The 25,672-nt window shown below is 61.9% G+C and carries 21 protein-coding genes, 1 tRNA gene and 1 pseudogene; 14 read left to right on the plus strand and 9 right to left on the minus strand.

Annotated elements, in window-relative coordinates; genetic code table 11:
- The first annotated feature begins 92 nt into the window (after positions 1–92).
- The 6 genes from Bsp3421_RS26750 to Bsp3421_RS26775 all read left to right on the plus strand — a co-directional run bounded on the left by Bsp3421_RS26750 (position 93) and on the right by Bsp3421_RS26775 (position 6,053).
- The gene (locus Bsp3421_RS26750; protein WP_273998968.1) at positions 93–1,751 is read left to right on the plus strand and encodes an MFS transporter; all 1,659 of its coding nucleotides are present in this window, start codon (positions 93–95) and stop codon (positions 1,749–1,751) included.
- A 126-nt stretch (positions 1,752–1,877) separates the two neighbouring features.
- Positions 1,878–1,954, plus strand: a tRNA-Met gene (locus tag Bsp3421_RS26755).
- Between the two features lie 83 nt (positions 1,955–2,037).
- Positions 2,038–3,366: a site-specific integrase gene (locus Bsp3421_RS26760; RefSeq protein WP_273998969.1), complete on the plus strand. Its 1,329-nt coding sequence runs from the start codon at positions 2,038–2,040 to the stop codon at positions 3,364–3,366.
- A 57-nt stretch (positions 3,367–3,423) separates the two neighbouring features.
- Positions 3,424–3,966, plus strand: a complete 543-nt coding sequence (locus Bsp3421_RS26765) for a hypothetical protein (protein WP_126877593.1) — start codon at positions 3,424–3,426, stop codon at positions 3,964–3,966.
- A complete protein-coding gene (locus Bsp3421_RS26770) occupies positions 3,963–4,829 on the plus strand; it encodes a Kiwa anti-phage protein KwaB-like domain-containing protein (protein ID WP_273998970.1) in 867 nt (288 codons plus the stop codon). The genes Bsp3421_RS26765 and Bsp3421_RS26770 overlap by 4 nt, the downstream gene beginning before the upstream one ends.
- 91 nt (positions 4,830–4,920) lie before the next feature.
- Positions 4,921–6,053 (plus strand): IS3 family transposase gene (locus Bsp3421_RS26775; protein ID WP_443111532.1). Its coding sequence is split into 2 segments (ribosomal slippage): positions 4,921–5,182 and positions 5,182–6,053, totalling 1,134 coding nucleotides; the frame shifts between segments, so codons are not numbered across the junction.
- Positions 6,054–6,091: 38 nt separating this feature from the next.
- Here the strand turns inward: Bsp3421_RS26775 and Bsp3421_RS26780 are convergent.
- Both Bsp3421_RS26780 and Bsp3421_RS34115 read right to left on the minus strand, forming a co-directional pair.
- Entirely contained in the window at positions 6,092–6,313 is a 222-nt protein-coding gene (locus Bsp3421_RS26780; RefSeq protein ID WP_273998972.1) for a hypothetical protein, read from the minus strand.
- Positions 6,301–7,572 (minus strand): HNH endonuclease, encoded by a 1,272-nt coding sequence (locus Bsp3421_RS34115; protein ID WP_337995292.1) that lies wholly within the window; start codon positions 7,570–7,572, stop codon positions 6,301–6,303. Before Bsp3421_RS34115 ends, Bsp3421_RS26780 begins: the two co-directional genes overlap by 13 nt.
- Here Bsp3421_RS34115 and Bsp3421_RS26790 point away from each other — a divergent pair.
- The gene (locus Bsp3421_RS26790) at positions 7,516–8,619 is read left to right on the plus strand and encodes a DNA-methyltransferase (protein ID WP_273998974.1); all 1,104 of its coding nucleotides are present in this window, start codon (positions 7,516–7,518) and stop codon (positions 8,617–8,619) included. The two genes, Bsp3421_RS34115 and Bsp3421_RS26790, sit on opposite strands and share 57 nt — an antisense overlap.
- 19 nt (positions 8,620–8,638) lie before the next feature.
- Here Bsp3421_RS26790 and Bsp3421_RS26795 read toward each other — a convergent pair whose 3' ends face one another.
- The 3 genes from Bsp3421_RS26795 to Bsp3421_RS26805 form a co-directional block, all read right to left on the minus strand.
- The gene (locus Bsp3421_RS26795; RefSeq protein ID WP_273998975.1) at positions 8,639–9,718 is read right to left on the minus strand and encodes a hypothetical protein; all 1,080 of its coding nucleotides are present in this window, start codon (positions 9,716–9,718) and stop codon (positions 8,639–8,641) included.
- Positions 9,719–9,894: 176 nt separating this feature from the next.
- Entirely contained in the window at positions 9,895–11,460 is a 1,566-nt protein-coding gene (locus Bsp3421_RS26800) for an AAA family ATPase (RefSeq protein ID WP_273998976.1), read from the minus strand.
- A gap of 396 nt (positions 11,461–11,856) precedes the next feature.
- Positions 11,857–12,435, minus strand: coding sequence for a hypothetical protein (locus tag Bsp3421_RS26805; RefSeq protein WP_273998978.1), 579 nt, complete (start codon positions 12,433–12,435; stop codon positions 11,857–11,859).
- Positions 12,436–12,890: 455 nt separating this feature from the next.
- Between Bsp3421_RS26805 and Bsp3421_RS26810 the strand changes: the two genes are divergently transcribed.
- The 7 genes and pseudogenes from Bsp3421_RS26810 to Bsp3421_RS26840 all read left to right on the plus strand — a co-directional run bounded on the left by Bsp3421_RS26810 (position 12,891) and on the right by Bsp3421_RS26840 (position 17,653).
- Complete coding sequence (locus Bsp3421_RS26810) at positions 12,891–13,226, plus strand: ArsR/SmtB family transcription factor (protein ID WP_273998979.1); 336 nt, start codon at positions 12,891–12,893, stop codon at positions 13,224–13,226.
- Positions 13,223–13,303, plus strand: a pseudogene (locus Bsp3421_RS26815) (ArsI/CadI family heavy metal resistance metalloenzyme); the annotation flags it as partial. The gene Bsp3421_RS26810 and the pseudogene Bsp3421_RS26815, both read left to right, overlap by 4 nt.
- 35 nt (positions 13,304–13,338) lie before the next feature.
- Positions 13,339–14,412: an ACR3 family arsenite efflux transporter gene (gene arsB, locus Bsp3421_RS26820; RefSeq protein ID WP_273998980.1), complete on the plus strand. Its 1,074-nt coding sequence runs from the start codon at positions 13,339–13,341 to the stop codon at positions 14,410–14,412.
- A gap of 67 nt (positions 14,413–14,479) precedes the next feature.
- Complete coding sequence (gene arsC / locus Bsp3421_RS26825; protein WP_273998981.1) at positions 14,480–14,902, plus strand: arsenate reductase (glutaredoxin); 423 nt, start codon at positions 14,480–14,482, stop codon at positions 14,900–14,902.
- Complete coding sequence (gene arsH / locus Bsp3421_RS26830; RefSeq protein ID WP_273998983.1) at positions 14,895–15,617, plus strand: arsenical resistance protein ArsH; 723 nt, start codon at positions 14,895–14,897, stop codon at positions 15,615–15,617. The genes arsC and arsH overlap by 8 nt, the downstream gene beginning before the upstream one ends.
- A gap of 41 nt (positions 15,618–15,658) precedes the next feature.
- Positions 15,659–16,405: a hypothetical protein gene (locus Bsp3421_RS26835; protein ID WP_273998984.1), complete on the plus strand. Its 747-nt coding sequence runs from the start codon at positions 15,659–15,661 to the stop codon at positions 16,403–16,405.
- A gap of 597 nt (positions 16,406–17,002) precedes the next feature.
- Positions 17,003–17,653, plus strand: a complete 651-nt coding sequence (locus Bsp3421_RS26840) for a LysE family translocator (RefSeq protein ID WP_273998985.1) — start codon at positions 17,003–17,005, stop codon at positions 17,651–17,653.
- A gap of 46 nt (positions 17,654–17,699) precedes the next feature.
- Here Bsp3421_RS26840 and Bsp3421_RS26845 read toward each other — a convergent pair whose 3' ends face one another.
- The 4 genes from Bsp3421_RS26845 to Bsp3421_RS26860 form a co-directional block, all read right to left on the minus strand.
- Entirely contained in the window at positions 17,700–20,783 is a 3,084-nt protein-coding gene (locus Bsp3421_RS26845; protein WP_273998987.1) for an ATP-binding protein, read from the minus strand.
- Positions 20,784–20,879: 96 nt separating this feature from the next.
- Positions 20,880–21,545, minus strand: a complete 666-nt coding sequence (locus tag Bsp3421_RS26850) for a response regulator (RefSeq protein ID WP_273998989.1) — start codon at positions 21,543–21,545, stop codon at positions 20,880–20,882.
- Between the two features lie 223 nt (positions 21,546–21,768).
- On the minus strand, positions 21,769–21,972 hold the full coding sequence (locus Bsp3421_RS26855) for a hypothetical protein (protein ID WP_273998991.1): 204 nt from the start codon (positions 21,970–21,972) through the stop codon (positions 21,769–21,771).
- Positions 21,973–22,071: 99 nt separating this feature from the next.
- Positions 22,072–25,056 carry an ATP-binding protein gene (locus Bsp3421_RS26860; RefSeq protein WP_273998992.1) on the minus strand — a complete coding sequence of 995 codons (2,985 nt, stop codon included), beginning with the start codon at positions 25,054–25,056 and terminating at the stop codon, positions 22,072–22,074.
- Positions 25,057–25,672: the final 616 nt, after the last annotated feature.

The raw sequence follows: 25,672 nt of genomic DNA on the forward strand, positions 1-25,672 counted from the left end.
GTCAGTACGCCGTAAGTTTCCATTCCAATAATCAACGCGAGGCCTGCCGGAACGAGCGGGCCCGATGCGCATGTCAATATTGGAGACACTTCATGGCAACGATAGGCGGACACATCTCGCACTCGCCGATGACACACGAAGAGAAGAAGGTGATCTTCGCGTCGTCCCTCGGCACGGTGTTCGAGTGGTACGACTTCTACCTGGCCGGCTCGCTCGCGGCCTACATCAGCAAGAGCTTCTTCTCCGGGGTCAACCCCACCGCGGCCTTCATCTTCACGCTGCTCGGCTTCGCGGCGGGCTTCGCGGTACGGCCGTTCGGCGCGATCGTGTTCGGCCGTCTCGGCGATCTCGTCGGCCGCAAGCACACCTTCCTGATCACGATCGTGATCATGGGCGTGTCGACCTTCGTGGTCGGCTTCCTGCCCGGCTATGCGACGATCGGCATCGCGGCGCCCGTCATCTTCATCGCGATGCGGCTGCTGCAGGGCCTCGCGCTCGGCGGCGAATACGGCGGCGCGGCGACCTACGTGGCCGAGCACGCGCCGGCGCACCGGCGCGGCTTCTACACCTCGTGGATCCAGACCACGGCGACGCTCGGGCTGTTCATGTCGCTGCTCGTGATTCTCGGCGTGCGCGAATCGATCGGCGAGGAGGCATTCGGCGCCTGGGGCTGGCGCGTGCCGTTCGTCGCGTCGATCCTGCTGCTCGCGGTGTCGGTTTGGATCCGGATGCAGTTGAACGAATCGCCGGTGTTCCTGCGCATCAAGGCCGAGGGCAAGACCTCGAAGGCGCCGCTGACCGAGGCGTTCGGGCAGTGGAAGAACCTGAAAGTCGTGATCCTCGCGCTGGTGGGGCTGACGGCCGGACAGGCGGTGGTCTGGTACACCGGCCAGTTCTATGCGCTGTTCTTCCTCACGCAGACGCTCAAGGTCGACGGCGCGAGCGCGAACATCCTGATCGCGATCGCGCTCCTGATCGGCACGCCGTTCTTCGTGTTCTTCGGTTCGCTGTCGGACCGGATCGGCCGCAAGCCGATCATCCTGGCCGGCTGCCTGATCGCCGCGCTGACCTACTTCCCGCTGTTCAAGGCGCTGACCCACTTCGCGAATCCGGCGCTCGAGATCGCGACGCAGAAGGCGCCGATCACGGTGATCGCCGATCCGACCCAGTGTTCGTTCCAGTTCAACCCGGTGGGCACCGCGAAGTTCACGGACTCGTGCGACGTCGCGAAGAGCGCGCTCGCGAAAGCGGGCCTCAACTACGAGAACATCGCGGCGCCAGCGGGCACGCCCGCGCAGATCAAGGTCGGCGACACGGTGATCGACACCTACGACGGCAAGGCCCCGGACGCGAAGGAAAAAGCCAAGGTGTTCGACAAGACGCTGGCAACCACGCTCAAGAGCGCCGGCTACCCGCCCAAGGCCGACCCGTCGCAGATCAACTGGCCGATGACGGTCGTGATCCTGGCGATTCTCGTGATCTACGTGACGATGGTGTACGGGCCGATCGCGGCGATGCTGGTCGAGATGTTCCCGACCCGGATCCGCTACACGTCGATGTCGCTGCCCTATCACATCGGCAACGGCTGGTTCGGCGGCTTCCTGCCGGCGACCGCGTTCGCAATCGTGGCGGCGCGGGGCGACATCTACTCGGGGCTCTGGTATCCGATCGTGATCGCGCTCGCGACCTTCGTGATCGGGCTGCTGTTCGTCAAGGAGACCAAGGACTCGGATATCTACGCGCGGGATTGATGGGGTGAGCCCGGTTCGGTTCGTCGGCCCAGGCAGACCGCGAACCGGGCAAAGGTGGATTTTTCAGGGAATCGAGAAAAAGGGCTTGACGCTCCTCCTCGGCATCAGCATAATCTCGCTTCTGTTGGCGAATTAGCTCAGTCGGTTAGAGCGACGGAATCATAATCCGCAGGTCCGGGGTTCGAATCCCTGATTCGCCACCAAATCTTCGCGAAGGCCCGCACTCTCACGAGTTGCGGGCTTTTTCGTTTTGCGCGCGGTGAGCCACCTTGTGAGCCATCCGCGAATGCACAAGCTGCCGCATCTCTACCAAAACCGTTTCGGCGCCTACTATCTCAGGTTGATCGGCGCCGGCCGGGAAACGAAGAAATCCCTGCGCACAAAGGACTATCGCCAAGCTAAGATTTGGGCACTCGCGTTCAACTTAGAGCTGGCGATGAACAAGCCGAAAGCCGCTGATTTTGACCTATCGGGCACGAATGCTCGGGAGTTCGACGTCGTGTTGCCAGACGGAACCCAGATCAAGAACATCGAAACAGCCGAGGACGTTCGGCTCGCCAAAGAGATGTTCGGCGATCGCCTGGCCGCCCCGCTCGATCTGCCGGCTTTCACGCCCGCCGTGGCCGCAGCCATCGCGGCCCAACAGGCGAATTCCGCGCGGAAAAAGCCCGCGAAGCCGTTCGCCGACGTGGCCAAGCTCTACAAACGGGAAAAGGCGTTCGACAACACGCCGCGAAAGAGCGTCGCGAAAGAGCGAGCCTTCGCCGATTTCCAGAAGCGCCAGGGCGAGAGGCCGATCGGCGACTACACCCTCGACGACGCGGTCGCCTACAAGAACGCGCTTATCGCGGAAAACGCCAGCGCGAGCCGCGTGAACGCGAAGCTTTCCTTCCTGCGCGATCTGTTCGGCTACGCGGTCGACAACGGCCATTGCGACGGCCCCAATCCGTTCGAGACAGCCAAGGTCTCGTCCAAATCGAAGCTCAAACAGCAGAAGCGCTCCTACAAGCCGTTCAGCGCGGACGACATTTCGACGATCTTCGACCCAGCGGCCTATACGGCCCGGATGGACAAGCCCGCGTATCGCTGGTTGCCCTTCTTGGCGCTCTACTCCGGCGCGCGGCTCGAAGAGCTGGCCAGCCTGTCGCTGTCGCAAATCCAGAAGGAGGATGGCATCTGGTTCTTCGACATTCAAAAGGCGAAGAACGCCAACTCTCAACGCCGAATCCCGCTTCATCGCGTCGTCGTCGAATCCGGCTTCCTCGCGTATGTCGAGGGGCTGCGCGAACGCGGCGCAACCCAACTCTTTCCAGAGATCAAACCTGGGGCCAACGGCTACGGGAAGAACGTCACCCGGCGCTTCGCTGACTATCTAGACGAGCGCAAATTAACGGATGACCGCAAAGTCTTCCACAGCTTCCGCCACACCTTCATCAACCGAATGACCGAGTTGAACGTCCATCCCGCAATGTTGATGGCCCTGGTCGGGCACTACGACCAATCCAAAGTCGATTTCAGTTCACCCCACTTCGCGAATTACCAGCACGCGAAGCCTTTGGCTGAACTCAAATCGACACTTGATCGCTTCGACGTTAAGCTAGCCCTTCCGTTCTGACGCTTCCGCCAACTTTGCCAGAGCTGGCCCCGCGCCACTGAAAAACGACCAAGGAAAATGCTTAGCCGTCTTGTCCGCGTGCTGCTAGCTCTCACGGCGATCGCGCCTTTGTCGATCTCGCTTGCTTTTCAGTTTGCGCGATCTAAAAATTATCTCTGGGCCGGGGGCGCGTTTGCCCTATGCCTGTGTCTTGGATTGTTGGCTCGATTGATCATCAGCCTCGCGTCTTCCCGCTTGGAGCCTCTGTCGGCCAAAATTCTAAAAGCGAAAAGCGCAGACAAAGAGGTCATCGGATTTTTTGTCGCTTACGCCCTCCCGATGATTTTCCGCGGCCAGCCAGCTTCACCAGATTTGACCGCATGGCTCTTCGCGGCCGGCATGCTCTTGTTTGTGCTGTGGGGCACGCAAAGCACGCAGGTGAACCCGGTTTTAGGCGTTCTGGGCTTTCACTTCTATGAGGTGGAGACCGATGGAGGCATTACTTATCTTATGATCACGAGGCGTCGCATCAACAACGTTTTGACCATTAAGAAAATCGTCCAACTCAGTGAATTTGGCATCTTAGAAGCGGGCGATTCAGCACAAGGAAAAGAAAAATGAACCTGTTCGCGCTGTCCCGAGGGGAAGAGCAGCCTCCGATCCTACGCATACCGCTCACCGCGGAGCTAAGACGAGAAGTCGCCAGGACATTCGTTGATCAGTTGACGGCTTTCGAGAGAGGCGTCGAGCACGTCTTGCCATTTGACGGCCGATACATGCCGGAAGAGGACGAAGCGATCTCCATCGACCAGTTTCAAGACGTCGACGGCATCATCGACGCGATCGAGCGGCCCATGCGAGTCGAGTTATTCAATTCGCACCAGCATTCACTCGAAAACGTCAAGGCGCTGTTTTTGGGCCATCGCCGCAATGGGCGCCAGGCGGCGTTGATCCAGAGCTTCGAGCGACGTCGCCTGATCTCAAAGAAGACGCTTTCGATGCTGTTCTCCGGCGACACTTTCCAGCGCATTCAAGAAGACGGCTTGACACTCGACAGCCATCTGCTGGCTGTGCTCGAAAACGGTTCGCTCACGTTCAAAAGTTTCCATTTTCTGCGCCGCGTGTTCGACCTGAGCGAGCACTACCGCGAGGCCACCAACGAAGAGGTGGAAGCCTTCGTCGCGCACGACAACATCGTGGTTGATGACGTTGAGGCCTTCGTCGCATCGGCCGGCCCACTCATCCGAAAGAAAATATCTTTCATTTCACAGTCAGGCATTCTCGACTCCCACACTGGCCGCCAAATCGCCAACGCCGCGCGACAATTCAATCTGCAAGTCCGAATCGACGGAGACGACCGGATCGTTTTGCCGACCGACAAAGCGGAACTCCGAAAGCTGCTGAAATTTCTCGACGAAGACTATTACGAGTCGGCGCTGTCCAAAAGCCACTTCGTGTCAAATTCGAAGCGGCCAGCGGACTGACATCGTTCGCCTGATCCGCTTTAGGAATTCTGGACCAATCCGAGTGCGAGTTTTGCGGCAAACTTGACCCTGAACCAGGAGGTCGTTTGTCATGAAACGGAAACGCTTTTCGATCGAACAGATTGTGGCAGTGCTGAAGCAAGCCGAACTGGGGATGCCGGTGGCCGATGTGATCCGGCAGGTCGGTATTTCGGAACAGACGTTCTATCGGTGGAAGAAGCAATACGCCGGGATGCAGTCTGATCAGGTACGCGAACTCAAGCAGTTGCAGGACGAGAATGCGCGGCTGAAGAAGCTGGTCGCCGAATTGAGCTTGGACAAGGCCATCTTGCAAGACGTAGCTGCAAAAAAGTGGCCCGGCCCGCGCTGAGACGAGACGTGGTGGATTACGTGGTGAGCCACTACGGATTGACGATGAGGCGGGCCTGTCGGCTCGTGAAGCAACCGCGCAGCGTTCAGTACTACAAAAGCATCAAGGACCCTCGCCCAGAACTGCGCTCACGTATGCGCGAGATCGCCTATACGCGTGTGCGCTACGGGTATCGACGCGTCCATGTACTGCTGCGCCGGGAAGGCTGGCAGTTGGGTCGGAATCAGGCGTACCGGTTGTATTGCGAAGAGCAGTTGCAGTTGCGCTCGAAATTGCCGAAGCGACGAAAGATGGTGGTGACGCGCGTGGCGAAGATCGTTCCGGTCAGGCCAAACGACGCTTGGAGTATTATGGATTTTGTGGCTGACCAGCTTGCTGATGGCTCGAAATTTCGCACTTTGACGATCGTGGATGTGTTCACGAAGGAGGCGTTGGCGATCGAAGTGGGGCAACGCTTGAAAGGCGAACACGTGGTATCCGCATTGAACCGAATCGCCGCTCGGCGCGGCGCTCCGCGGCATCTGTTTGTCGACAACGGCAGCGAGTTTTCCGGGCGCCTGCTCGATATGTGGGCGTACCACTACCAAGCAAAAATCGACTTCAGCCGACCGGGCAAGCCGACGGACAATTGCCACATCGAGACGTTTAACGGATCATTCCGCGATGAGTGCTTGAACCTACATTGGTTCGAGACGTTGGGCGAAGCCAAAGCGATCGTCGAGGCCTGGCGCCGGGATTACAACGAGAGCCGTCCTCACTCTGCTCTCAAAGAGTTGGCACCAGCTGAATTCGCCCGTCAGCTGATGCCTTTGCCGGGTTCAACCAGACCCGAAACGCCGGAAAACTCGCTCTAGATCTGGTCCGGGAAACCCAAGCGGATCACTGTCGACGCTCATTTGGTCAACAAGGCCGGCGAGATTGGCGACGCAATAGCCTCATCCGCATGTGATGGTCGGCCAGCATGGCCGCCCATTTTTCGGGCGTTCGCGCCCGGTGGTTTTTCACCGTGAAAACGGTGCGTCGGGTGTATAGGCAAGAAAAACCATTGAAAACCACCAAAAGTCAAATCCAAACCACTGCATCGATAAACGCGCGTCGTCATCACATTTTCCATCCGCGATACTCCAAGGCGCGTTCGATGAAATCCTTGTCGGGATAGTGTCGACGGAATTCCGGAAGAACCAGAGTCGGTCGCAGCGATCTCACGAAATTTTCCAACCCTCCGTCGAGCCTCTCTTCGCGCAGATCGTGGACTCTCCGCTCGCTGATCTGAATACGGTATTCGGTGTCGAACGCAACCAGATTTGAGTCGTATGCAAAGTGATGCAGCTTGCACAACGCGACGCCGTTGTTGACTTCGTCGGTGCTGTCGGGCGCGGCGACCGGAACAATATGCGCTGCGTCCAACAGTTTAAGCTGCACGCCGCAAAACGCGCAGCGATGAAGATACGCGTCGAGCACCCGTCGGCTAAAATCCTTTGCGCGATATTTTTGCCTGATCGTCCTGATGAGCAAACGTCGTGGCCCGCTCCGAACACGCTGAATGTCCTCATCGGACAAATCGTCCAGGCGATCCAAAAGCGCAATGTCTCGATGCGCCGAACCCGTTTGGTGAAAGAGGTCCTTGCAGGACACATACTCCATGAAGAGGAATGGCGCAAACGCGACGACCACTTCGTTCTCTTTCTCTTGCGTGGAAAATGCGCCCTCTTGCGCAGCCACCAACGTCTGCTCTTTCACTTGCGCCGACGGTGAAACTGAGTCTTGTTGGACATGGGCCTCGACATCCCAAGCGGCGAACACGCCCAATTCATCGCGCCAGCCAAGAAGGAGCGTCCTCTCGCCCTTTCGCTGCTCCAACTGGCCGCTCGTTGATTGGATTCGGTATTCATCCCACGCTCGGTTTCCGCCTCCGTGGGTGCAGTTCCAAATGTAGACCCGCAGGTTAAAGACCAACCCCGAATCAGACTCCCGGGCCCGGATCAGAAAGGGATGGTGAGATTCGATGACAACCGGAAGCCAACCGCTCTCTCTGATCGAGTCCAGCACCCTGCCCAGCAAGTCAGGCTTTGTAAGTCGCGACATCGTTCCCCCGGTTGCGGTTCTTTGTGCCAGATGATAGCGAAACCTTATGGGCTTTGGGGATACGAGAAATTCCTGGCGTCGGCCCAAGTTAGCGTAATACAATAACCTGCCAGTTAGATGCATGCGCAAAACCAGCGCGCAACATAGAGGAAAACAATGGTCCGTCCGCATGTCTCCGAACCCCGAGACAACATCGCGAGCCTCCGGCTCACCCTGAACGAACGGCAAGAGATGGAGGAAATCTCCAATGTGTTGGGGTTCAAGTCGCTGAGCGACTACATTCGCCATCTGCACAACATCGCCGCGAAGCAGGACAAGAAACCCGAACGAATCAACGGCGAGAGTTATGGCCCCTTCTCAGTCGCCCACGAAACGAAGCTCGGCAAAATCTATAACGGCAACTCTCTCGAATATCTGCATCACCGCGCGAAGCCTGGCTCCGTCAACCTGATCATGACCTCGCCCCCCTTCGGCTTGGTCCGAAAAAAGTCCTACGGCAACGAAGATGCGGCCGCTTACTGCGACTGGTTCCGTCCGTTTGCCGAAGGGTTCAATCGCGTTCTGCGGGATGATGGCAGCCTCGTGATCGACATTGGTGGCGCGTGGAAGCCAGGCACGCCAACGCGCTCGCTCTATCATTTCAAGCTGTTGATCATGCTTTGCGAGGAGTTTGGCTTTCACCTTGCGCAGGAGCATTACTGGTGGAATCCAGCCAAGCTTCCGTCGCCTGCGGAGTGGGTCAACATTCGCCGGGTCCGCGTCAAAGACGCCGTCAATTGCGTGTGGTGGCTCTCGAAAACACCGTATCCGAAAGCGAACAACAAGCGAGTTCTCGCGCCGTATTCAGACTCGATGAAGGGGCTTTTGAAGAACGGCTACAAGGCGAAGCTGCGACCGTCCGGGCACGACATTTCGGAAAAGTTCTCGAAGGACAATGGCGGGTCGGTGCCTCCTAACTTGCTAGCCATCGCGAACACAGAGAGCAATGGGCAATATCAAGACTATTGCCGTGCGAACGAGATCGACATTCACCCCGCTCGCTTCCCTGCGCTGCTGCCAGAGTATTTCATCCGGATGCTGACCGATCCGGGCGATCTGGTGGTCGATCCATTCGCCGGGTCGTGCGTAACCGGAATGGTGGCGGAAAATCTGCGCCGAAAATGGGCTTGTGTTGAACTGTCGAGCGAATACATTCGCGGCGGCATGGCGCGCTTTCAAACCGGAGTCGAAGCTGCGCGCTCACGCTCCGCCAACTACTCGATCAGCACGCCTTGCTCGCAACCCGCGGACGAGGCAGAGGTGCCGTTGGTCGCGAACGGCGGAGCAACAAGATGAGAGACACCGACTGCTGACGCTAGACGGGATCAGCGGCAAGGCTGCGATGCAGCCTTGCCGCCCACCCAATCAAGGCACCGCTCACCAATCCCGAAAAATCAGTCAGACCAACCAGCTTTGATCCGTCCGTTGCTTCTTCGAAGCCGGACAATCCGGAGCACACCACCGCGCAATCGCGAAGCATCGCTCGCGCCTGCTCGACGCTTTCGGGCCGTGAGTCGCGGCAATACCGAACAAGCTGGGATATCGCGTCGACGATTGCGGCCGACGCTGAAAGCGGGGAGCCGAACCATTTGCACTCGAAGTGGGCGACGTCGATTCCGGTTTCCGCGTTCCGAATCGAGACATCGGCTCGCGCTAGACCCATTCCTGCGCTCAGTGCTTCTGCCGCCTCTCGAATCATCGCTTCGGATGGGTCGAGATTCTCGGCCGCGCGTTTGGGCAGCGCATTCTGCCATCTGATGCGATAGCGCCCCACGGCCACAATCTCGGAGCCGCCGGCAAGCGAGCCCTTCCACCTGACTCTCTCATCAGTCTCCAACGCCAGCGCTTCGGCTGCCGAGAGCGCAGTCGCCAATTCGAGCTTTTGCCAGTCCTCCAATTGCGCAAGTAGCGTGCCGGACAAAATGGTGCGTATCGCGTCCTCGTCCATGCGCTCGACGCCTTCAAACAGAAGCATGGAGTCCGCCGCCATCCGATAGAGCGGCGACAACCCTTTGCGCGCATCTCTTATCGCCGCAGCACCCGGCCGGCGCCGCCCCGCTGACGACAGCATCACTTCGCGAAGCATCCGAGTGCGACTGGCGCGTTCAAGAAGCCCTGCTCGCGCATGTATCCAATCCTGATCAGGTCCGAGCTTGTGCCGACGAATGGCGGACAAGGTCAGCGCCTCGGCTTCCCGAAGCACCCAGGCGAGGACGTGATTGCGGCGAGTTAGCGTGGAGAGCGCCGGCTCGGACACGACAAAAAGAGTCGAGTCGCCGGAGATCTCCTGTTCGCAGAGCGTCGCTCGCGCGTCGACGACGCCCGGTATTTGGCCCGAGTGCGTCTGTGTCTCGAAAGCGATCGAAGATCGAATGTCGCGCGGGTTGGCGATCACATGCTCCGCGATTCGCCGAACGCCGTCCGAAAGCGCCCAACGAAGCAAAAGCTCCTCGCGCTCCTCAATGTCGACGCGTGGAGTCTTTGAGTCCCATCCGTTGCCATGCGGCGATCGATGGCAGCGCAACAGCGCAGCTAGGCAATGGTCGGACAGCGTGGAACCAAGAGGGATGCTCAGGGCGCAAGCTCCATAAAACGCTGCTCGACATCGGCAGCCACGGCGCCCGACAACCCCCACGCCGAAACAATCGCCGAAGAGCAATCCATCGCTTCCGCGCGGCTGATGCCATCGAGCAAGGGCAAGAACGTCGAGGCCATCACCACGATAAAGGTCTCTTGCGTCGTCGGCGTCGGGGCCAAGAGAAAGTCGATGTCGGAGTCCATCGCGGCCGCGAGCTTCAAGAAGTCAATCACTGGCGCCCCGCCCAGCTCGCGGTGCCGATTGACGATCGCCCACAAGTCGGCGACCGGATTCGGCAGCGCGGCGTCGGCGATGCCTTTCAACAACCCGAGCTTTTCGAGCCGCTCCCGGACGAAAGCGGCCGGGTCTTCGGGTATGCCGATTCGAATCCATGTGAAACGCCGGGACAGCGCGAAACTGATCTGCTCCAACTGCGACTTGTCGACTTGATTGAGCGTGCACAACATCGCCCAGGCAGGGCCGGGGGCGAACTCGTGATCGCCCTTGGAAGGGTTCGGCTTGGGCAAGATGCGATAGTTCTCGCTTGTCGCGTCCTCGACCTTCACCCGATACGGCAAAGAAGTCGATTGCCCGCTCAGAACCGAGAACAACGGCCCGATCACTTTGTCGATCGGACAGCGATTGAGCTCGTCGATGATGATCGGTTTGTGAAAATCCCGCAGCATGGCGCCTGGCACAAATCCCATCTTGCCCGGCCCGAGCGGCTGATACCCGCCGACGAGATCTTGCGAACTCCATGACGACGACGCCGTCAGCAGCGTATAGGGCGCCTCGCCCTCCGACAGGTCATCGCCCGCGATCTGCTCAGCCACGTATTCAGCGAGCGTGGTCTTGCCGGTCCCCGGAGGCCCATGGAAGACGAAATGCCGCTTGCCGGCGGCCAAGGCCGCGTTGATCAGCTTGTAGACGACCGGCGGAACGCCGAAGAGATCCGGGGCCGGCAACACCTCCAAATTCTGCGCCGGCTCGATTTCGGCGTCCGCCTCGGCCTCGAACACCGATCCAAGGTCGTATTGCAGCCGCTCCATGTCCTCTCGGCTGTCCGCCGAATAAACGCCGAAGTTCGCGTTCCCGTCGCTCAGCCAGGCCGACAGCGTGGCCGTCGCGCCTTCGTAGGTGAAGAGATCGCCCGAAGCAAGTTGGATGGGCTCGGGCTCCGCCATGGTCCTGATCAGGCTGATGTGTGCGATGGAATAGGCCGTCTTCGGTGTTTCTCGGCCTTTGTAGGACAAGGTGCTGTCCTGGACGTTGAAGTCGGTCAGGACATCGCCCGACGTGCCGACCGGCAACGCCTTGGCAAAGGCGAACTGGACAATCCACTCCCATTCGTCCGGGAACTTGTAATTCGCCGGCCCCAGCTTGACCGCCGGCATCAGCCGGAACGCCGCGAGCGCGCACTTGCCTGAGCCGTTGTTGATGTAGCCAGGGGTCGTCGCGGCGGGAGGTGTCATGCCCGACGAATCTTGCGCGAGCCGGGCGACGGGAACCTCGCGTGTCGCGTCGATGTGGACGATCCATCGAGGCGGCTTGCTGCTCACCCCGCTCGGCTTCGCCCAATAGCCAGTGTGATCGAGAACCTCCTCTTTGAGGGACAGATCTTTTGTTCCTGACGAACGGCGGGTGTATGCGAAAGGACGAAGCGGAGCAGAGCTGGCAGCCTTTGCGGCGGCCTCGGCCCCCAGGATGTTGCGTGGCAAGGATGGCAAAACAGACCCTTTCTTCGGAATTTTTCGTCATGTTACGCGGGTCCGCTGTCGGTTACGAGCTGCTGGCGCTTGCTTTCAGACATCAACCGCCGATCGGGCGGAGTGCTGGCGAGGTTGACGAACCCGCCAGCCGATGAGGTGACGTCCCGGCAAAATAACCGGGGACATCCATGAGATCTTTCAAAGAAATTGTCGCTGAGCTTTGGCACGGACCATTCTTCGAGTTGCTCATTTGCATTTGCATGCTGCTGGTTGCGCTATGGGTGGGTCGCTGAACCAGTCTGCATGCGTGCCTAGCAGGAACGCAAACAAGATATAAAACACAGCGAGGCCGAGCGGTAGCATGACCCTAAAAAATCCGTGCGAATCATCTTCGAACAAAGCGTGAATAATAACTGCACCCAACGCGATTACAAGCAGTAACATCGATAGGCATATGCAGAGGATATAAATACCAACAGCATGCCAATTTCGATAAAGACTGGGAACCAATAAGATTCCCGCCCCAAGCAAAAACAGTAAACTTGCCAGAAAACACCGTCGTCCATAATTCTCCTGGGTTAACCTTGCTTTCTCCTCCGCCTCATTGCTTGCCTGTTGACCCGGCTTTGAATCGGTCAAAGCAAATGCCGCACGCCCCGCAAACAGGGCCGCAAAAACTGTGCAAACAAAAGAAATATACGCAAGCACATCATATCGATCTGGCTGCGCTTTAAACAAGCCGATAAAGGGTAAAGCAAACACAAGGACGAGTATTTTAAGAAGATTATCTACCTGCTTAACCGTTTTAAGCCCCAGAATAGGCATTACTCACCACCTCTTCGCAATCAAATAATCCGCTTCTTAACGATGCACGCGGTCAACCATCCGCGCGCCCTATCGCAAAAAGTGATACTATCAGTGAGCCGTAGTTCTTCATACGAAAACTTGCCTCACCTCGCGCCAACGCGTTGATTTCCCAGGGGTTTCAGGCGGAGCGGGTTGCCCTCCCTGATTCGCCACCAACATATTCAAGGGCTTAGCAGCGATGCTAGGCCCTTTTTCTTTTGCGCCAACGCCGGATATTAGACACTGTCTAATATCGACCACGAAAATGTCCCGTCACGCTACGGGGCAGCCTCCCCCTCCCGGAATTCATCCCCCCACGACGCAGCGCCACTGCGACGCGGCCGCCGACATCCACTGACCCATCCGCGAAGTCGTGGGACAGAAAATTATTCGGGCACCACGCATCGTTTCCATGTTTCGACTATTATCGAAACATGGAAACGAACCAAACTATCGCCGCCCTCGCGGCACTCGCCCACGAGTCCCGGCTCGCGGTCTTCCGCGCCCTCGTACAGGCAGGACCGGAAGGCATGCCGGCCGGGCAGATTGCCACGCTGTTGGATGTGCCTCCGTCATCGCTCTCCTTTCATCTGAAGGAACTGGCCCATGCGCAGCTCGTCACCAGTCGTCAAGAAGGCCGCTTCGTCTTCTACTGCGCGAACTTCGAAACGATGAACGGGCTGCTGGCGTACCTCACGGAGAACTGCTGCGGCGGCAACCCATGCTTGCCGACAGCCGCCTGTTCGACGTCCAGGGAACACCAATCATGAAACGCTTTCATGTTCACGTCGGCGTCGCCGATCTCGCCTGCACCATTCGCTTCTACTCGGCGCTGTTCGGCGCCGAGCGGCCACCAGCGATTTCAGGACTGATGCCGATCCAATGAACACCTCCAACATTGCCCCACCGGAAAAGGCCGCTGCCAAGCCTTCCATCAATTTCTTCGAACGCTACCTGACCGTCTGGGTGGCGCTGTGCATCGTCGCCGGCATCGCGCTCGGTCAGTTGCTGCCGGGTCTGTTCCAGCAGATCGGCCGGATGGAATATGCGCAGGTCAATCTGCCGGTCGGGCTGTTGATCTGGGTGATGATCATCCCCATGCTCGTGAAGGTCGATTTCGGCGCACTGCATGAAGTGCGTCAGCACGTGAAAGGCATCGGCGTCACGCTTGCCGTGAACTGGCTCGTCAAACCGTTCTCGATGGCGTTTCTCGGCTGGCTGTTCATTCGGCATCTGTTCGCACCGATGCTGCCGGCCGAGCAGCTCGACAGCTACATCGCCGGCCTGATCCTGCTGGCCGCCGCACCGTGCACGGCCATGGTGTTCGTCTGGAGCAGACTGACGAGTGGCGATCCGCTGTTCACGCTATCGCAGGTCGCACTGAACGACAGCATCATGGTGATCGCGTTCGCGCCGCTGGTCGGGCTGCTGCTCGGGATGTCCGCGATTACGGTGCCGTGGGCGACGCTGCTCACGTCGGTCGTGCTCTACATCGTCATCCCGGTGATCATCGCGCAGATCCTGCGCAAACAGCTGCTCGTGAGCGGCCACGCGGCATTCGACGCTGCGATGACGAGGATCGGCCCCTGGTCGATCGCCGCGTTGCTGGCCACGCTCGTGCTGCTGTTCGCGTTCCAGGGCGAAGCGATCCTCAAGCAGCCGCTGGTGATCGCGCTGCTCGCGGTGCCGATCCTGATCCAGGTGTTCTTCAACTCTGCGCTGGCTTACTGGCTCAATCGCGCAGTCGGCGAGAAGCACAGCATCGCGTGCCCGTCAGCACTGATCGGCGCATCGAATTTCTTCGAGCTGGCGGTCGCGGCCGCGATCAGCCTGTTCGGTTTCCATTCCGGTGCAGCGCTGGCAACCGTCGTCGGCGTGCTGATCGAGGTGCCGGTGATGCTGCTGGTCGTGCGCGTCGTGAACCAGTCGAAGGGCTGGTACGAGTGCCGGACCTGACATGTCCACCGATGCGCCCCGCTCGTCTGGCTGACGCCGCCCCACTATCGAAGCAAGGAATCTCGGCATGAACGACATCACGATCTATCACAACCCGGACTGCGGCACATCGCGCAACGTGCTGGCCCTGATCCGCAACAGCGGCGACGAACCGGTTGTCATCGAGTATCTCAAGACTCCGCCCTCGCGGGAAACGCTGGCCAAGCTGCTGGCCGATGCCGGCCTGACCGTGCGTGAGGTGCTGCGGGAAAAAGGCACGCCTTATGCGGAGCTGGGTTTGGGCGATCCGAAGTGGACTGACGACCAACTGCTCGATTTCATCGGGCAGCATCCGATCCTGATGAACCGGCCGATCGTCGTTACGTCGATCGGCACGAAGCTGTGCCGGCCGTCGGAAGCCGTGCTGGATATCCTGCCGAACCCACAGATCGGACCGTTCAGCAAAGAAGACGGTGAAGTTGTGATCGACGCGGAGGGCAGGCGTGTCTGAGCAATTGAACGATCTGCCTCACCTCGACGTCACGCTGTTTCGCGCGCCGGACGCCACGCGACTACGACCGGCGGCACCGTCGACTCACCCGCCCCGACTCCTGCTGCTTTACGGCTCGCTGCGTGAGCGCTCATTCAGCCGGCTGCTGGTCGAGGAAGCCGGGCGCCTGCTTACGGCGATGGGGGCCGAGGTCCGTGTGTTCAATCCGAGCGGCCTGCCGCTGCCCGATGATGCCCCCGAGAGCCACCCGAAAGTGGTCGAGCTTCGTGAACTGGTGATGTGGTCGGAAGGCATGGTTTGGTGCTCGCCGGAACGACACGGCGCGATGACCGGGATCATGAAGTCCCAGATCGACTGGATTCCGTTGTCGGTCGGTGCCGTCCGGCCGACGCAGGGCAAGACGCTCGCGGTGATGCAGGTCAGCGGCGGTTCGCAGTCGTTCAACGCAGTGAACCAGATGCGCGTGCTCGGACGCTGGATGCGCATGTTGACCATCCCGAACCAGTCGTCGGTGGCCAAGGCATTCTCGGAATTCGACGAAGCGGGCCGGATGAAGGCATCGGCCTATTACGACCGCGTCGTCGACGTCGTGGAAGAGCTGGTCAAGTTCACTCTGCTGACCCGAGACATCGGCCCCTATCTGGTCGACCGATACAGCGAGCGAAAGGAAAGCGCCGAAGACCTTTCTCGGCGCGTGAATCAGCGGAGTATCTAGAACCGGCCCCAGGCGGACTGTGTCCGGGATGTCCAATCAAAATGTCGATCAATATGATTACTTCAGTCCAACACTTCACCGACGTCATTGTTACTGGAATTGTTTCAACGCTAGCATCCACTATTGCAGCGGGGTTGATCGCCGGCCTTCAGATGCGCTGGAAAGAAAGGACTAGACCGCAGAGTTTAGAGCAAGCAAAGCTGGATCGACTGGCGTCGCTCTTATCTTTCGATATTCAAAAGCGTAACCGTCTTGTGGTTGAGCAGCATTTTCGCGCAATTTTCGGCACCTTATACGAGTATCGAGAAATACTGTGCATTCTCAATTCAAAATCCCCGCTAACGGCCTTTACCTTGATGAAAACCGTTCGGCATCTTGTCGAATTTGATGAGAAAACTGGCGAATTTGCATTCAGAGCCCCCTACACTACGGATCGCCAAAGAAAATGGAAGAGAATTGCATTGCTCGTGGCATACGCGATTTCAGTTAATATTACTTTCAGCCCGTGGTATTTCTATACGCAGCACCCACTATCGTGGCTGACGGCTGCTGTACTCTTTTGCTGGACCGGCTTATTTGGCTTCATTGCGGTGGCTACCCTCGACCTCTCTACCGACATCTCAGCCACAAAACGGTTCATGTCCGCAGCAGCACCCGCGGTTGAGAAAGCGAACAGGGCAGAACAAGATGGCCCAACTGTTGTCTCTGATCGGTCACTCGTTTCGGCACAACGCCAGTCAAACGATGATTGCAGGCAACAAGTTCTAGCAGATGTGATTGACGTCTAGGCGTCCCATTGGATTCAGTCCCAGAGCCTTCTAGCCAGTAGCTGACGTGAAATAGATGCTTCGGCACGCAATGCATCGATACCAAAGCAATATTCGATTGGCGAGGCTGCTTACCTGCCGAAATTTTTAATTTTCCCCGGACACCCCGGACACAGCCTTATTTGACGAGGGTTTCAGCCGTCCGGGATAGGTGTCCGGGGCAATTCCACCCAGCCGCACCGGACATCCGAATCCCGCGAATTGCGCACCAACACTGGCCTTCCGGGCTGGTGGCGAACGTGAGGCATTTGGCGGGTCCGTTTTTTCCAAAAACCCGACCTGCCGAATGGGGTTAAGTGGTTGATTCAGAATGACATTTTCACAAAATGGAATTTCATCCCTGATTCGCCACCAAACTCCGAAAGCCCTTGAATCTTCGAGAGAAGTTCAAGGGCTTTCTTCATTTCAGCCACCCCTCTCCGACGCGCGCAGCCCTCGGCCTTGCCGGGGCAACCCCACCCGCCTCGCATCCCCCGAGCCGACCCGCCCGCTCCACATCCGCCTTTCAAAACGCTAGACTCCAATCTCCCCCTCGACCCCATCCCCCGCGCCGTCGCCATGTCCTCGCACACCTACCTGCTGTTCCTGCCGGCCTGCTTCGCCTTGAACATGGCCTTCGGCCCCAACAACGTCCTGTCGCTGTCGAACGGCGCGCGCAGCGGCGCGCTGCATGCGGTCCTCGCCTCGGCCGGCCGCCTGCTCGCCTTCGCGCTGATGATCGCGATCACCGGCTTCGGCCTCGGCGCGCTGCTGATCGCGTCCGAGACGCTGTTCACGCTGCTGAAATTCGGCGGCGCGGCCTATCTCGTCTGGCTCGGCATCAAGATGCTGCGTGCCAAACCCGTCGATCCGGCCGCGCCGCCGCCCGACGCATCGGCCGCCGAACCGCTCAGCCGCCCCGCGCTGCTCAAGCGCCACACCAAGCAGGAGTTCTACGTCGCGATCGGCAATCCCAAGGCGATCCTGGTCTTCACCGCGTTCTTCCCGCAGTTCGTCGATCCGATGCGCTACGGCGCCAGCTTCTCGATCCTCGGCGCCACCTTCCTGCTGCTGGAAGTGGTCGCCATCGCCGTCTACGCGCTGATCGGCTCGCGGCTGCGGATCCTGGCCACGCATCCCAAGGGCTTCCAGTGGCTCAACCGCGCGAGCGGCACGCTGATGATCGCCTTCGGCGTCCTGCTCGCGCTGTTCCGCAAACCGACCGCCTAACCCAACGACCTTCGCCCACGCGAGGTTCTCCGAAGAAGCCGCCGCGCTACGCGGCCAGCTTCCCGAGCGCCTGCTCCACCTGCGCGCGGAACGCGTCCCAGGTCGCGGCCATCGCCGCCGCACCGTCCTGCTTCACCGCGCGTTCGAGCCGCGCGCATTGCTGGGTCATCGCATCGTTGCCCGCCAGCGCGAAGCCGCCCGCCATCGAGTGCAGCTCGACATGGATCAGGTCCGCTTCGCCGCCCGGCAACGCCCCGGCGATCACGGCCAACGAGCGGCGCGTCGCGGCGACCAGCGCATCGCGAATCTCCGCGGTCAGCACGCAGGCCGCGTCCGCATCCGCCTCGGCGGTCGCCGCGCGACGCCGCGCGGCCGCATGCCGGCGCAGCACGCTGTCGAGCGTCGCCATCGACAAGGGCTTCAACACCACCTCGGCCGCGCCGGCCGCCGCGCAACGCCGGTGCTCGGCCTCGGTCGCATGCGCGGTCATCGCCACCACCGGCACGTTCGCGCGCTGCTCGCGCAGGCAGGTCGCGAGCGCATAGCCGTCCAGTTCGGGCATGCCGAGGTCGGTCAGCACCACGTCGTAGCGCCCCTCGAAAAACGCGCGCAGCGCCTCGCTGCCGTTCGTGACGATCGTCGCATCGTAGCCCAGCTCATTCAACTGATCGCGCAGCAGCGCGCGGCTCGCCGGATGATCCTCCGCCACCAGCACGCGAACCGGTGCATCGTCGTCCTCCACCGCTTCTCCCGGTGCGCCAGGCGTCGCCGCCCCGCCCCCCGCCTCCTGCGGCGCCATCGCGCGCCAGCCGGGCCCGGCATCCGGCAGCGGCACGCGCACCGCGAACGTCGAGCCCTCGCCCAGCCGGCTCTCGACCGTGATCTCGCCCTGCATCAGCGTGACGATGCGGCGGCACAGCGGCAAGCCCAGCCCGGTGCCGCCGAAGCGCCGATAGATCGAGTTGTCCGCCTGGATATAGACATCGAACAGGACCGGCACGCTGTCCTCCGGAATCCCGATGCCCGTATCCGATACGCGGATCTCGACATAGGGCGCCGCGAGCCGCGCATCGATCGTCACGCCGCCGCGCTTGGTGAACTTGAGCGCGTTGCCGACCAGATTCGACAGCACCTGCCGCAACCGCGTCGGATCGCCCCGGCAACCGTCGGGCAGTTCCGCCGCGATCCGGCATTCGAGCGTCAGCCCCTTGGCATCGGCCAGCGGACGATAGATCGCGGCGACGTCCTGCAGCACCCGCCGCAGATCGAAGGCGATCACTTCGAGCGACATCTGATTCGACTCGGCTTTCGACAGATCGAGCACGTCGTTGATCACGCGCAGCAAGGTGTCCGACGACGACGCGACGGTCCGCAGCCGCCGCCGCTGCGCGGCCGGCAGCGGTTCGCGATCCATCAGTTCGAGATAGCCGATGATCGCGTTCAGCGGCGTGCGGATCTCATGGCTCATGGTCGCGAGGAAGGTCGACTTCGCCTTGTTGGCCTGGTCGGCCGCCTCCCGCGCTTCCCGCAGCGTGTGCTCGGCCTGCTTGCGCGCGGTGATGTCGAGCAGCGTGCACAGCAGCACGTCGACGCCGCGGTACTTCACGCGCACGATGTTGGTCGTCAAGTGCGTGAGCCCCGCGTCGCGCAGCTCGATCGACAACTCGTGACCGACGACCTGTCTCGCCCCCCTGCCGCCGCGCGCTTCCGCCTCGCGATAGGCATGCCACAAGCGCTTGCCCAGCGACACGCCGTCGAGCGCCTGCTGGTACGCGAGCATCGTGTCGTTGCGAACCATCACGTCGCCGTCCGCGAGCGACAGCAAGGTCAGGCCGACGGGCGCCGTGCGGATCAGCGTACGGTTCAGCGACTCGCTCTCGATCAGGCGAATCGCGCGCGTGTGCGCGGGCCGCAGCACGCGCCTGTCGAACAGCACGATGCCCGTCCACAGCAGCCCGAAGCCGAACAACGCGAACGCCGCGATCATCGCGAACCGCGGCGCCAGCGCGAGCGCCACCGTGCGCCAGGTGAACATGGAAACCAGCTTCCAGCCCGACTCCGGCAGGTCGTCGCCGATCACGAACACGCCATTGGCGTTGCCTTCCTCGACCACACCATCGGGCGACCCGCGCTCGGCGGACAGCGCGATGTCGAGGGCCTCGCGCGACAAGGCGCCACCGGCCACGGTCCGGCCGCGCGCGTCGATGACCGCGATCGTCTCGCCCGGTTCGTGGTGCAGGTCGATATCGCGCAAGCGGTCGGGGCCGACGAACGAGAACGTCCCGAATGGCCGCCCTCTCGCATCGAACACCGTCTGGGCCAGATGCACGATATCGCGCCCCAGCAGCGGATCGCGGTCCGGGCCGGTCCAGATCGCACCGAAGCGGCGTTGCGGCTCGACGGCCGAATCGGCGTGGCCAAGATCCGGGTTCAGCGCACGGCTCAGCGCCGGCACGCTCTGCGGCGACATCGCGGCCAGCGCGGCCGCCGACTGCCTGCCGATGGTCGTGATGAAATCCCCTTCGGGGTTCATGAAATAAGCACCCGGAAACGGACGTGGGTTGCGCTTGAGCTGGTCCGGCAATATCTCCTGCTGGCGCAGGAACGTCGCGATGTACGGCGAGAAGTAACTCGCCGGGCGCTTCGCCGACAAGGCCGCGAGCGCGACGAAACGAGGCTCGCCGCCCTCGTCGCGCAACACCAGCCTGCCGTGGTTCGCCTGCAACTCCGCGAGCAGATGCGGCGCCAGTTGAACACCGCCTTGTTCGTCGCGGACGACGAGGCTGCCGACCGGCTGGCCGGAGGACTCGGACGACGCCGCGCCGCGCTGCTCCCAGCCGTCCCACACGAGCTCCGCGTAACGCGCGACGCGCATCAGCCGCGCCTCGCTTTGCTGCATCTCGACACGCAACTGGGCCTCGCGCTGCAGGAATTCCGAGCGTTTCCGGCTGAAGTAGTCGTGCAGTTCGAGTCGCGCGACGAGCAGCGCGCACAGCAGGATGAACGCGCTGAGCGCGACGCCGCCGCCATACAACAGCCAATGCTGGTAGCGCTTGATCCGTCTGGGTTCGAAAGCCACCCCGCCCGCCGCCATGCCGTGCGTCAGCAGGTGCTTCAGTTTTCCTGGCATGTGATGTCGTCGTTATCGGTCGCCCGATCTGCGCGGCGGCCGGATGCCCTTGCGGCGGCGGCGGGATGCACCGGCCGCCGCGCCGCGCTCCCCGACCTAGTTCCCCACCGAAACGTCGCCGGACGACGATACGTCGACGTCGCCCTTGTAGCGGATCAGGTCGGCATCCCGCACGATGCCGAGCTTCTTCATCGCACTCGACTTCTGGGAACTGATGGTCTGCTTGCTGCGATGCAGCTGCGTCGCGATCTCGCCAACCGTATAGCCGGCGCAGAACAGCCGCACCACCTCGATCTCGCGGGCGGTCAGCTCGCGCGTCGTGCCGCTCAGCTCGACGTTGTCGAGCAGCTTCTTGATCGACGGCGACAGGTAATTGCCACGCACGTAGGCCGCATGCACCGCCCCCACCAGATGGGAGGTCGCATCCGACTTGCTGAGAACGCAGCTCACGCCCTGCTTCTGGATCGCGCGCAGCACGCTCGGGTTGTCGATCATCGTGATCGTGACGATCCGCAGTGCCGGATATCGCCGCTGCAGGAACGACAGCAGCACGAGGCCGTCGCCGTACTTGCCGCCCGGCATCACATAATCAAGGACGAGCACGTCGCACGAATGCGCGTCGAGCGCCGTGACCAGATCGGTCGAATTCGAGACCGTACCAGCCAGCTTGATCGTCGTGATCCCGTTCATCGCCTGCGCGATGCCGAGCGCGACCGCCGGATGATCATCCGCCACCATCACACGAACACAGAATTCCTTCATGATTGCTTCCCGGTAGCACCCCGCGAATCCGCCGCGGGCCAATCCGCCGCCCGCGACAGCGAGCCTGGACGATTGTGAGCGAAGTGCTGGTTGAATTGCACGGATTCAACGTGATATTACACGCGTCAGCCGCCCGAACACGGATGCGGTCATGGGCTGGCACCCGCCTTCTTCCGCACCGCCGCGCAGCCTGGCGCGCCCCCCTTGGCGGCCGGTTGGCCCCTCATCCGTCGTCCTTCGCGCGCGACGCGCCGCGATCCGTCTTCTGCTCCCATTCATCGATCATGCGTCGTCTCTGCCGGGGCGACATGATGAGCCACTCATTCACACTCGACAAGAATTCCCGCCGGGATTTCTCCGGCATCGTCACAAAATCGAGCAGCAGCGCGAATACCTGTTTCGTACAACGCACGTCTCTTCCTTTCATGGTCAGTGGGACGCACCACCGGCGGTCCCGAACACTCCGCAGCGGCGCGCCCGCCCCGCGCGGTTCCGTCACGCTCCGGCACCCTGCCGCGCCGGACCGTCATTCATCCTGCGCGGCCGGCGCGTGCCCCGCCCCCCCATCGCCACGCATGGGCGCACGCGCGCCGGACAGGCGCGCGACGCCGTGCAGCGCCGCGTGGAAATGCTCGAGCGTCACGGGTTTGACGAATACCTTTGCCACCCCGGCCGCCAGGTAGCGCTCGATATCGGCCGGCGCCGCGTCCGCGGTCACGACCATCACCACGCACCGCATCCGCTCGCGCCGCAGCGCGGCGGACAACGCGCACACCGACATGTCGGGCAGATCCGTTTCGAGCACAAGCGCGTCCCAGGACTGGACCGACAGCAACTCCAGGATTTCCACGGCGCGCGAAACGCCGCGCACCGTGCAGCCGAGCGCTTCGAGCTGTTCGCAATAGAGACGGCTGCTGATCGACCCGTCGTCACGCACCAGCACTCGCAGCGCATCGTTCGCGCGGGCAGGCGGGCTGCTGCGCCGGACTGGCGCGGCCAGCACATCCCGCAAGGCGGCCTGGATGCCGCGCAGCGCGTAGCGCGACACGTTGACGCCTTGTGCATCGCCGTGCGGCCGCGCCGGTCCGTCGCCAGTGCAGACGATGACCTGCGCGCGCGCCGCCAGCCTGCCGCGCGACGCGCGATCAAACGGCGCGCCGAACTGCAGCAACGCCCGCACCGCGCCGGGTGGCGGGCCACCGTCATCGACGAGGACCCGCAGGCCCCACGCGCGCAGATGGTCAGACACGAAGTCGCGCCACACGGGCTCGCCCGCGAGCAATACGGTTTCGTCGGCGAAGCTTCGCGCATCCGTCACGCGCTCCGCCCGAAGCGGCAGCCGGATCGTGAAACAACTGCCGACTCCCGGCTCGCTCGCCACCTCGATCACGCCCCCCATCGCAACCACGATCCGCTCGCACAGCGCGAGCCCGAGGCCGGTGCCGCCGTCGCGCCGCGCGATCGACGAATCGACCTGCGAGAACGCCTTGAACAACAGCCGCTGCTCCTCCGCGGACATGCCGATGCCGGTATCCTCGACCGACAGCACGAAGGCGTCGTCATGAGCCGCGCGCGTCTCGATCGTCGCGCGAACCGTGATGGCGCCCGCCTCGGTAAACTTGATCGCATTGCCGAGCAGGTTGCCCATCAACTGCGCGAGCCGCGTCGGATCGCCGCGCATGCGCTGCGTGACGCTCATTTCGAACCGACAGTACAAGGGCAGCCCCTTCGCTCTCGCCATCGGCGCGAAGCCGATCAGCCCGTGCTCGAGCACGTCGGCGATCTCGAAATCGATCATCTCGACCGGCATCGCGCCCGCTTCGATCTTCGAGAAATCGAGGATGTCGCTGACGATCGCGAGCAATCCGCGCGGGGTGGCTTTCAGCGTGCCGAGCCGGTCGCGCTGCGCGTCGTCGAGCGGCGTGCGGTCGAGCAGCTCGAGGTTGCCGAGCATCACGTTGAGCGGCGTGCGAATCTCGTGGCTCATCGCCGCGAGAAACGACGATTTCGCCGCATTCGCGGCGTCAGCGGCGCGCGCCGCCGCCTCCAACTGCCGGACGAGACCCAGCTTCTCGGTCACGTCGACGAATGCCGCGATCAGCACCGCCTCGCCCTGGTAGCGCGCGCAACGCACGGCCATCGTCAGATGCAGCGCCACACCGTCGGTCTGCTCGACCACGATGTCGTCGTACACCGTACCGGCCTCGAACCGGGCCGCGCCGGACGCGTCGTAGCATCGCATCACCTCGCCGCCGAGCCGCCGCTCGCCGCCCGCCAGCCGGCCGCTCAACGCGTCGAGCGCGACGCTGCGCAACATGAAGCGCCGCGCCGCGCAGGAAATCAGGCCGAGCCCGACGGGCGCCGTCTCGATCACGCGCCGGCACAGCCGCTCGCTGTCGAACACCCGCCGCAAACGTTCGTGCAGCGGCATCAGCACGCGTCGGTGGAGCACCAGCAGCAGCGCCCACATCACCGCGAGAACCAGCAGCGTCGCGGCGGCGAGGCCAAGAAGCTGCGGCGCGACGCCGGCCGCGAACGCGCGCCACGACAGCGCGTAGGTGATCGACCAGCCGGTGTCGGCGAGGCGGCCCGTGAACACGACAAAGCCGTCCCGCCAGCGCGGGTGGTTCCATTCCCGGGCGTCGCGCGGCGCGCCGCCGACCAGCCGCTTGACCAGCGGCGCATCCGCCTCGATCCGCGGATCCGCGACGACCAGCCCGCCCCCGTCGGTCGCGATCAGGAACACGCCGTCGAACCGGTGATCGCCCAGCCAGGACAGCAGGTACCGCGGCGGATACTCGGCGACCAGCACCGCGAACGGCGCATCGCCGTCATAGGCGCGGGCCGCGAGTCGGATGCGCAGCGCCTGCGTGACGGGATTCCGGAACGGCGGCAGCCAGTACACCTTCGAACCTTCGCCCGGGCGCCGCGCCGACGCATCGGCGAACGGCACGCGCAACGCGTCGAGCGCACGGGCCCGGGCCTCGGGTGCCGACGCGCCGGGCCAGCCCGCGAGCGGCGCCATCGAAAACAATCCACCGAGCAGACTGTAGTGATACCCCTCCAGGCGCTCGCCGCGACTCGATGAACGCGCGGCGCAGATCCGCGCAAGCTCGGTCGACAGGCCCAGGTAGCGCGCCGCGGCGCGACGATCGCCTACCTCCCCGGGCACCCCGAACACCCACGCCGGATACGGATGCAGCGCCGCCCTCAGGCCGTCGCGATGAAACGCGTCGACGCGCGCGGCGGCGGCGCCTTCCCGCCACGCCAGCTCGGCTTGCGCGAGGCCATGGCGGAACGTGGTCTCGCTGATCTTGATGTCATTGACGACCTGCTCCTTGCCCAGCAGGAAATCGTACCGCGTGGATTCGACATGCGCGTACAGGATCGACGCCGCGCCGAGCGCGCTCGCCACCAGGACGAGCAACGTGACGACGACGCCCCCGCCGAGCAGCGACATGCGCTGATAGCGGCGAATCGAGTGATAGGTGCTCGGGTGCATGGCGGGCATGACGATGCAATCGGAGGAAACGCCTCGACGTGCCGCAGATGATGAAGGGAAGGGCTGGTGTCGTGGAATGTCGGGGAATTTTCGCCATCATGCCAACCAGAAATTCAAAAACAACCCTTCTTAATAGCAATTCGAACTAGTACTAGATTTTTTAAAATATAAACAGAACTAATACTAGATTCAGTTCGCCGCTTTAAAAGCACCATCTCACACGCTGCCATTCCCCGCCGCACGCGCCGCACCTCGCCGGCCAACGCCGCATGCACAGCTCCGGGCTTGCCGGTTGCGCATCGCGCAGACCGCCTCGCCCCTCCCAATGGCGACATAAGCAGTACCCGCACCTCATCGCGCACGACCTATCCCGCTGACATTCGATTCATCGCGATTTCAATGTATGAAACATCGGCTCAACGAAGTACGAGCCGTCTTGAGATTGGCGCACTTCTCGCGCGGTCGATCCATCGGTTGATCTATCCGATATAAAGCAGCGCGCCTTTCGACCCGCCCGGTTCTTCGCTCGCGCTCGGTCGAACAAGGGCGCACCCGGCGCGACAACGGGCCGCCGAGCCACCTCGACCTATCGATCAAGCACGGCAGCCGCTTGCCGGTGGATCAC

Source organism: Burkholderia sp. FERM BP-3421, from assembly GCF_028657905.1.
In the GTDB taxonomy this organism is placed as follows: Bacteria; Pseudomonadota; Gammaproteobacteria; order Burkholderiales; family Burkholderiaceae; genus Burkholderia.

What these genes read in the sequence shown, in the direction of transcription:
- Bsp3421_RS26750 (WP_273998968.1), top strand. Translation starts at nt 93, where the DNA reads ATGGCAACGATAGGCGGACACATCTCGCACTCGCCGATGACACACGAA.
- Bsp3421_RS26760 (WP_273998969.1), top strand. Translation starts at nt 2,038, where the DNA reads ATGCACAAGCTGCCGCATCTCTACCAAAACCGTTTCGGCGCCTACTAT.
- Bsp3421_RS26765 (WP_126877593.1), top strand. Translation starts at nt 3,424, where the DNA reads ATGCTTAGCCGTCTTGTCCGCGTGCTGCTAGCTCTCACGGCGATCGCG.
- Bsp3421_RS26770 (WP_273998970.1), top strand. Translation starts at nt 3,963, where the DNA reads ATGAACCTGTTCGCGCTGTCCCGAGGGGAAGAGCAGCCTCCGATCCTA.
- Bsp3421_RS26780 (WP_273998972.1), bottom strand. Translation starts at nt 6,313, where the DNA reads ATGGAAAATGTGATGACGACGCGCGTTTATCGATGCAGTGGTTTGGAT.
- Bsp3421_RS26790 (WP_273998974.1), top strand. Translation starts at nt 7,516, where the DNA reads ATGGAGGAAATCTCCAATGTGTTGGGGTTCAAGTCGCTGAGCGACTAC.
- Bsp3421_RS34115 (WP_337995292.1), bottom strand. Translation starts at nt 7,572, where the DNA reads ATGGCGAATGTAGTCGCTCAGCGACTTGAACCCCAACACATTGGAGAT.
- Bsp3421_RS26805 (WP_273998978.1), bottom strand. Translation starts at nt 12,435, where the DNA reads ATGCCTATTCTGGGGCTTAAAACGGTTAAGCAGGTAGATAATCTTCTT.
- Bsp3421_RS26810 (WP_273998979.1), top strand. Translation starts at nt 12,891, where the DNA reads ATGGAAACGAACCAAACTATCGCCGCCCTCGCGGCACTCGCCCACGAG.
- arsB (WP_273998980.1), top strand. Translation starts at nt 13,339, where the DNA reads ATGAACACCTCCAACATTGCCCCACCGGAAAAGGCCGCTGCCAAGCCT.
- arsC (WP_273998981.1), top strand. Translation starts at nt 14,480, where the DNA reads ATGAACGACATCACGATCTATCACAACCCGGACTGCGGCACATCGCGC.
- Bsp3421_RS26835 (WP_273998984.1), top strand. Translation starts at nt 15,659, where the DNA reads ATGTCGATCAATATGATTACTTCAGTCCAACACTTCACCGACGTCATT.
- Bsp3421_RS26840 (WP_273998985.1), top strand. Translation starts at nt 17,003, where the DNA reads ATGTCCTCGCACACCTACCTGCTGTTCCTGCCGGCCTGCTTCGCCTTG.
- Bsp3421_RS26845 (WP_273998987.1), bottom strand. Translation starts at nt 20,783, where the DNA reads ATGCCAGGAAAACTGAAGCACCTGCTGACGCACGGCATGGCGGCGGGC.
- Bsp3421_RS26850 (WP_273998989.1), bottom strand. Translation starts at nt 21,545, where the DNA reads ATGAAGGAATTCTGTGTTCGTGTGATGGTGGCGGATGATCATCCGGCG.
- Bsp3421_RS26855 (WP_273998991.1), bottom strand. Translation starts at nt 21,972, where the DNA reads ATGAAAGGAAGAGACGTGCGTTGTACGAAACAGGTATTCGCGCTGCTG.
- Bsp3421_RS26860 (WP_273998992.1), bottom strand. Translation starts at nt 25,056, where the DNA reads ATGCCCGCCATGCACCCGAGCACCTATCACTCGATTCGCCGCTATCAG.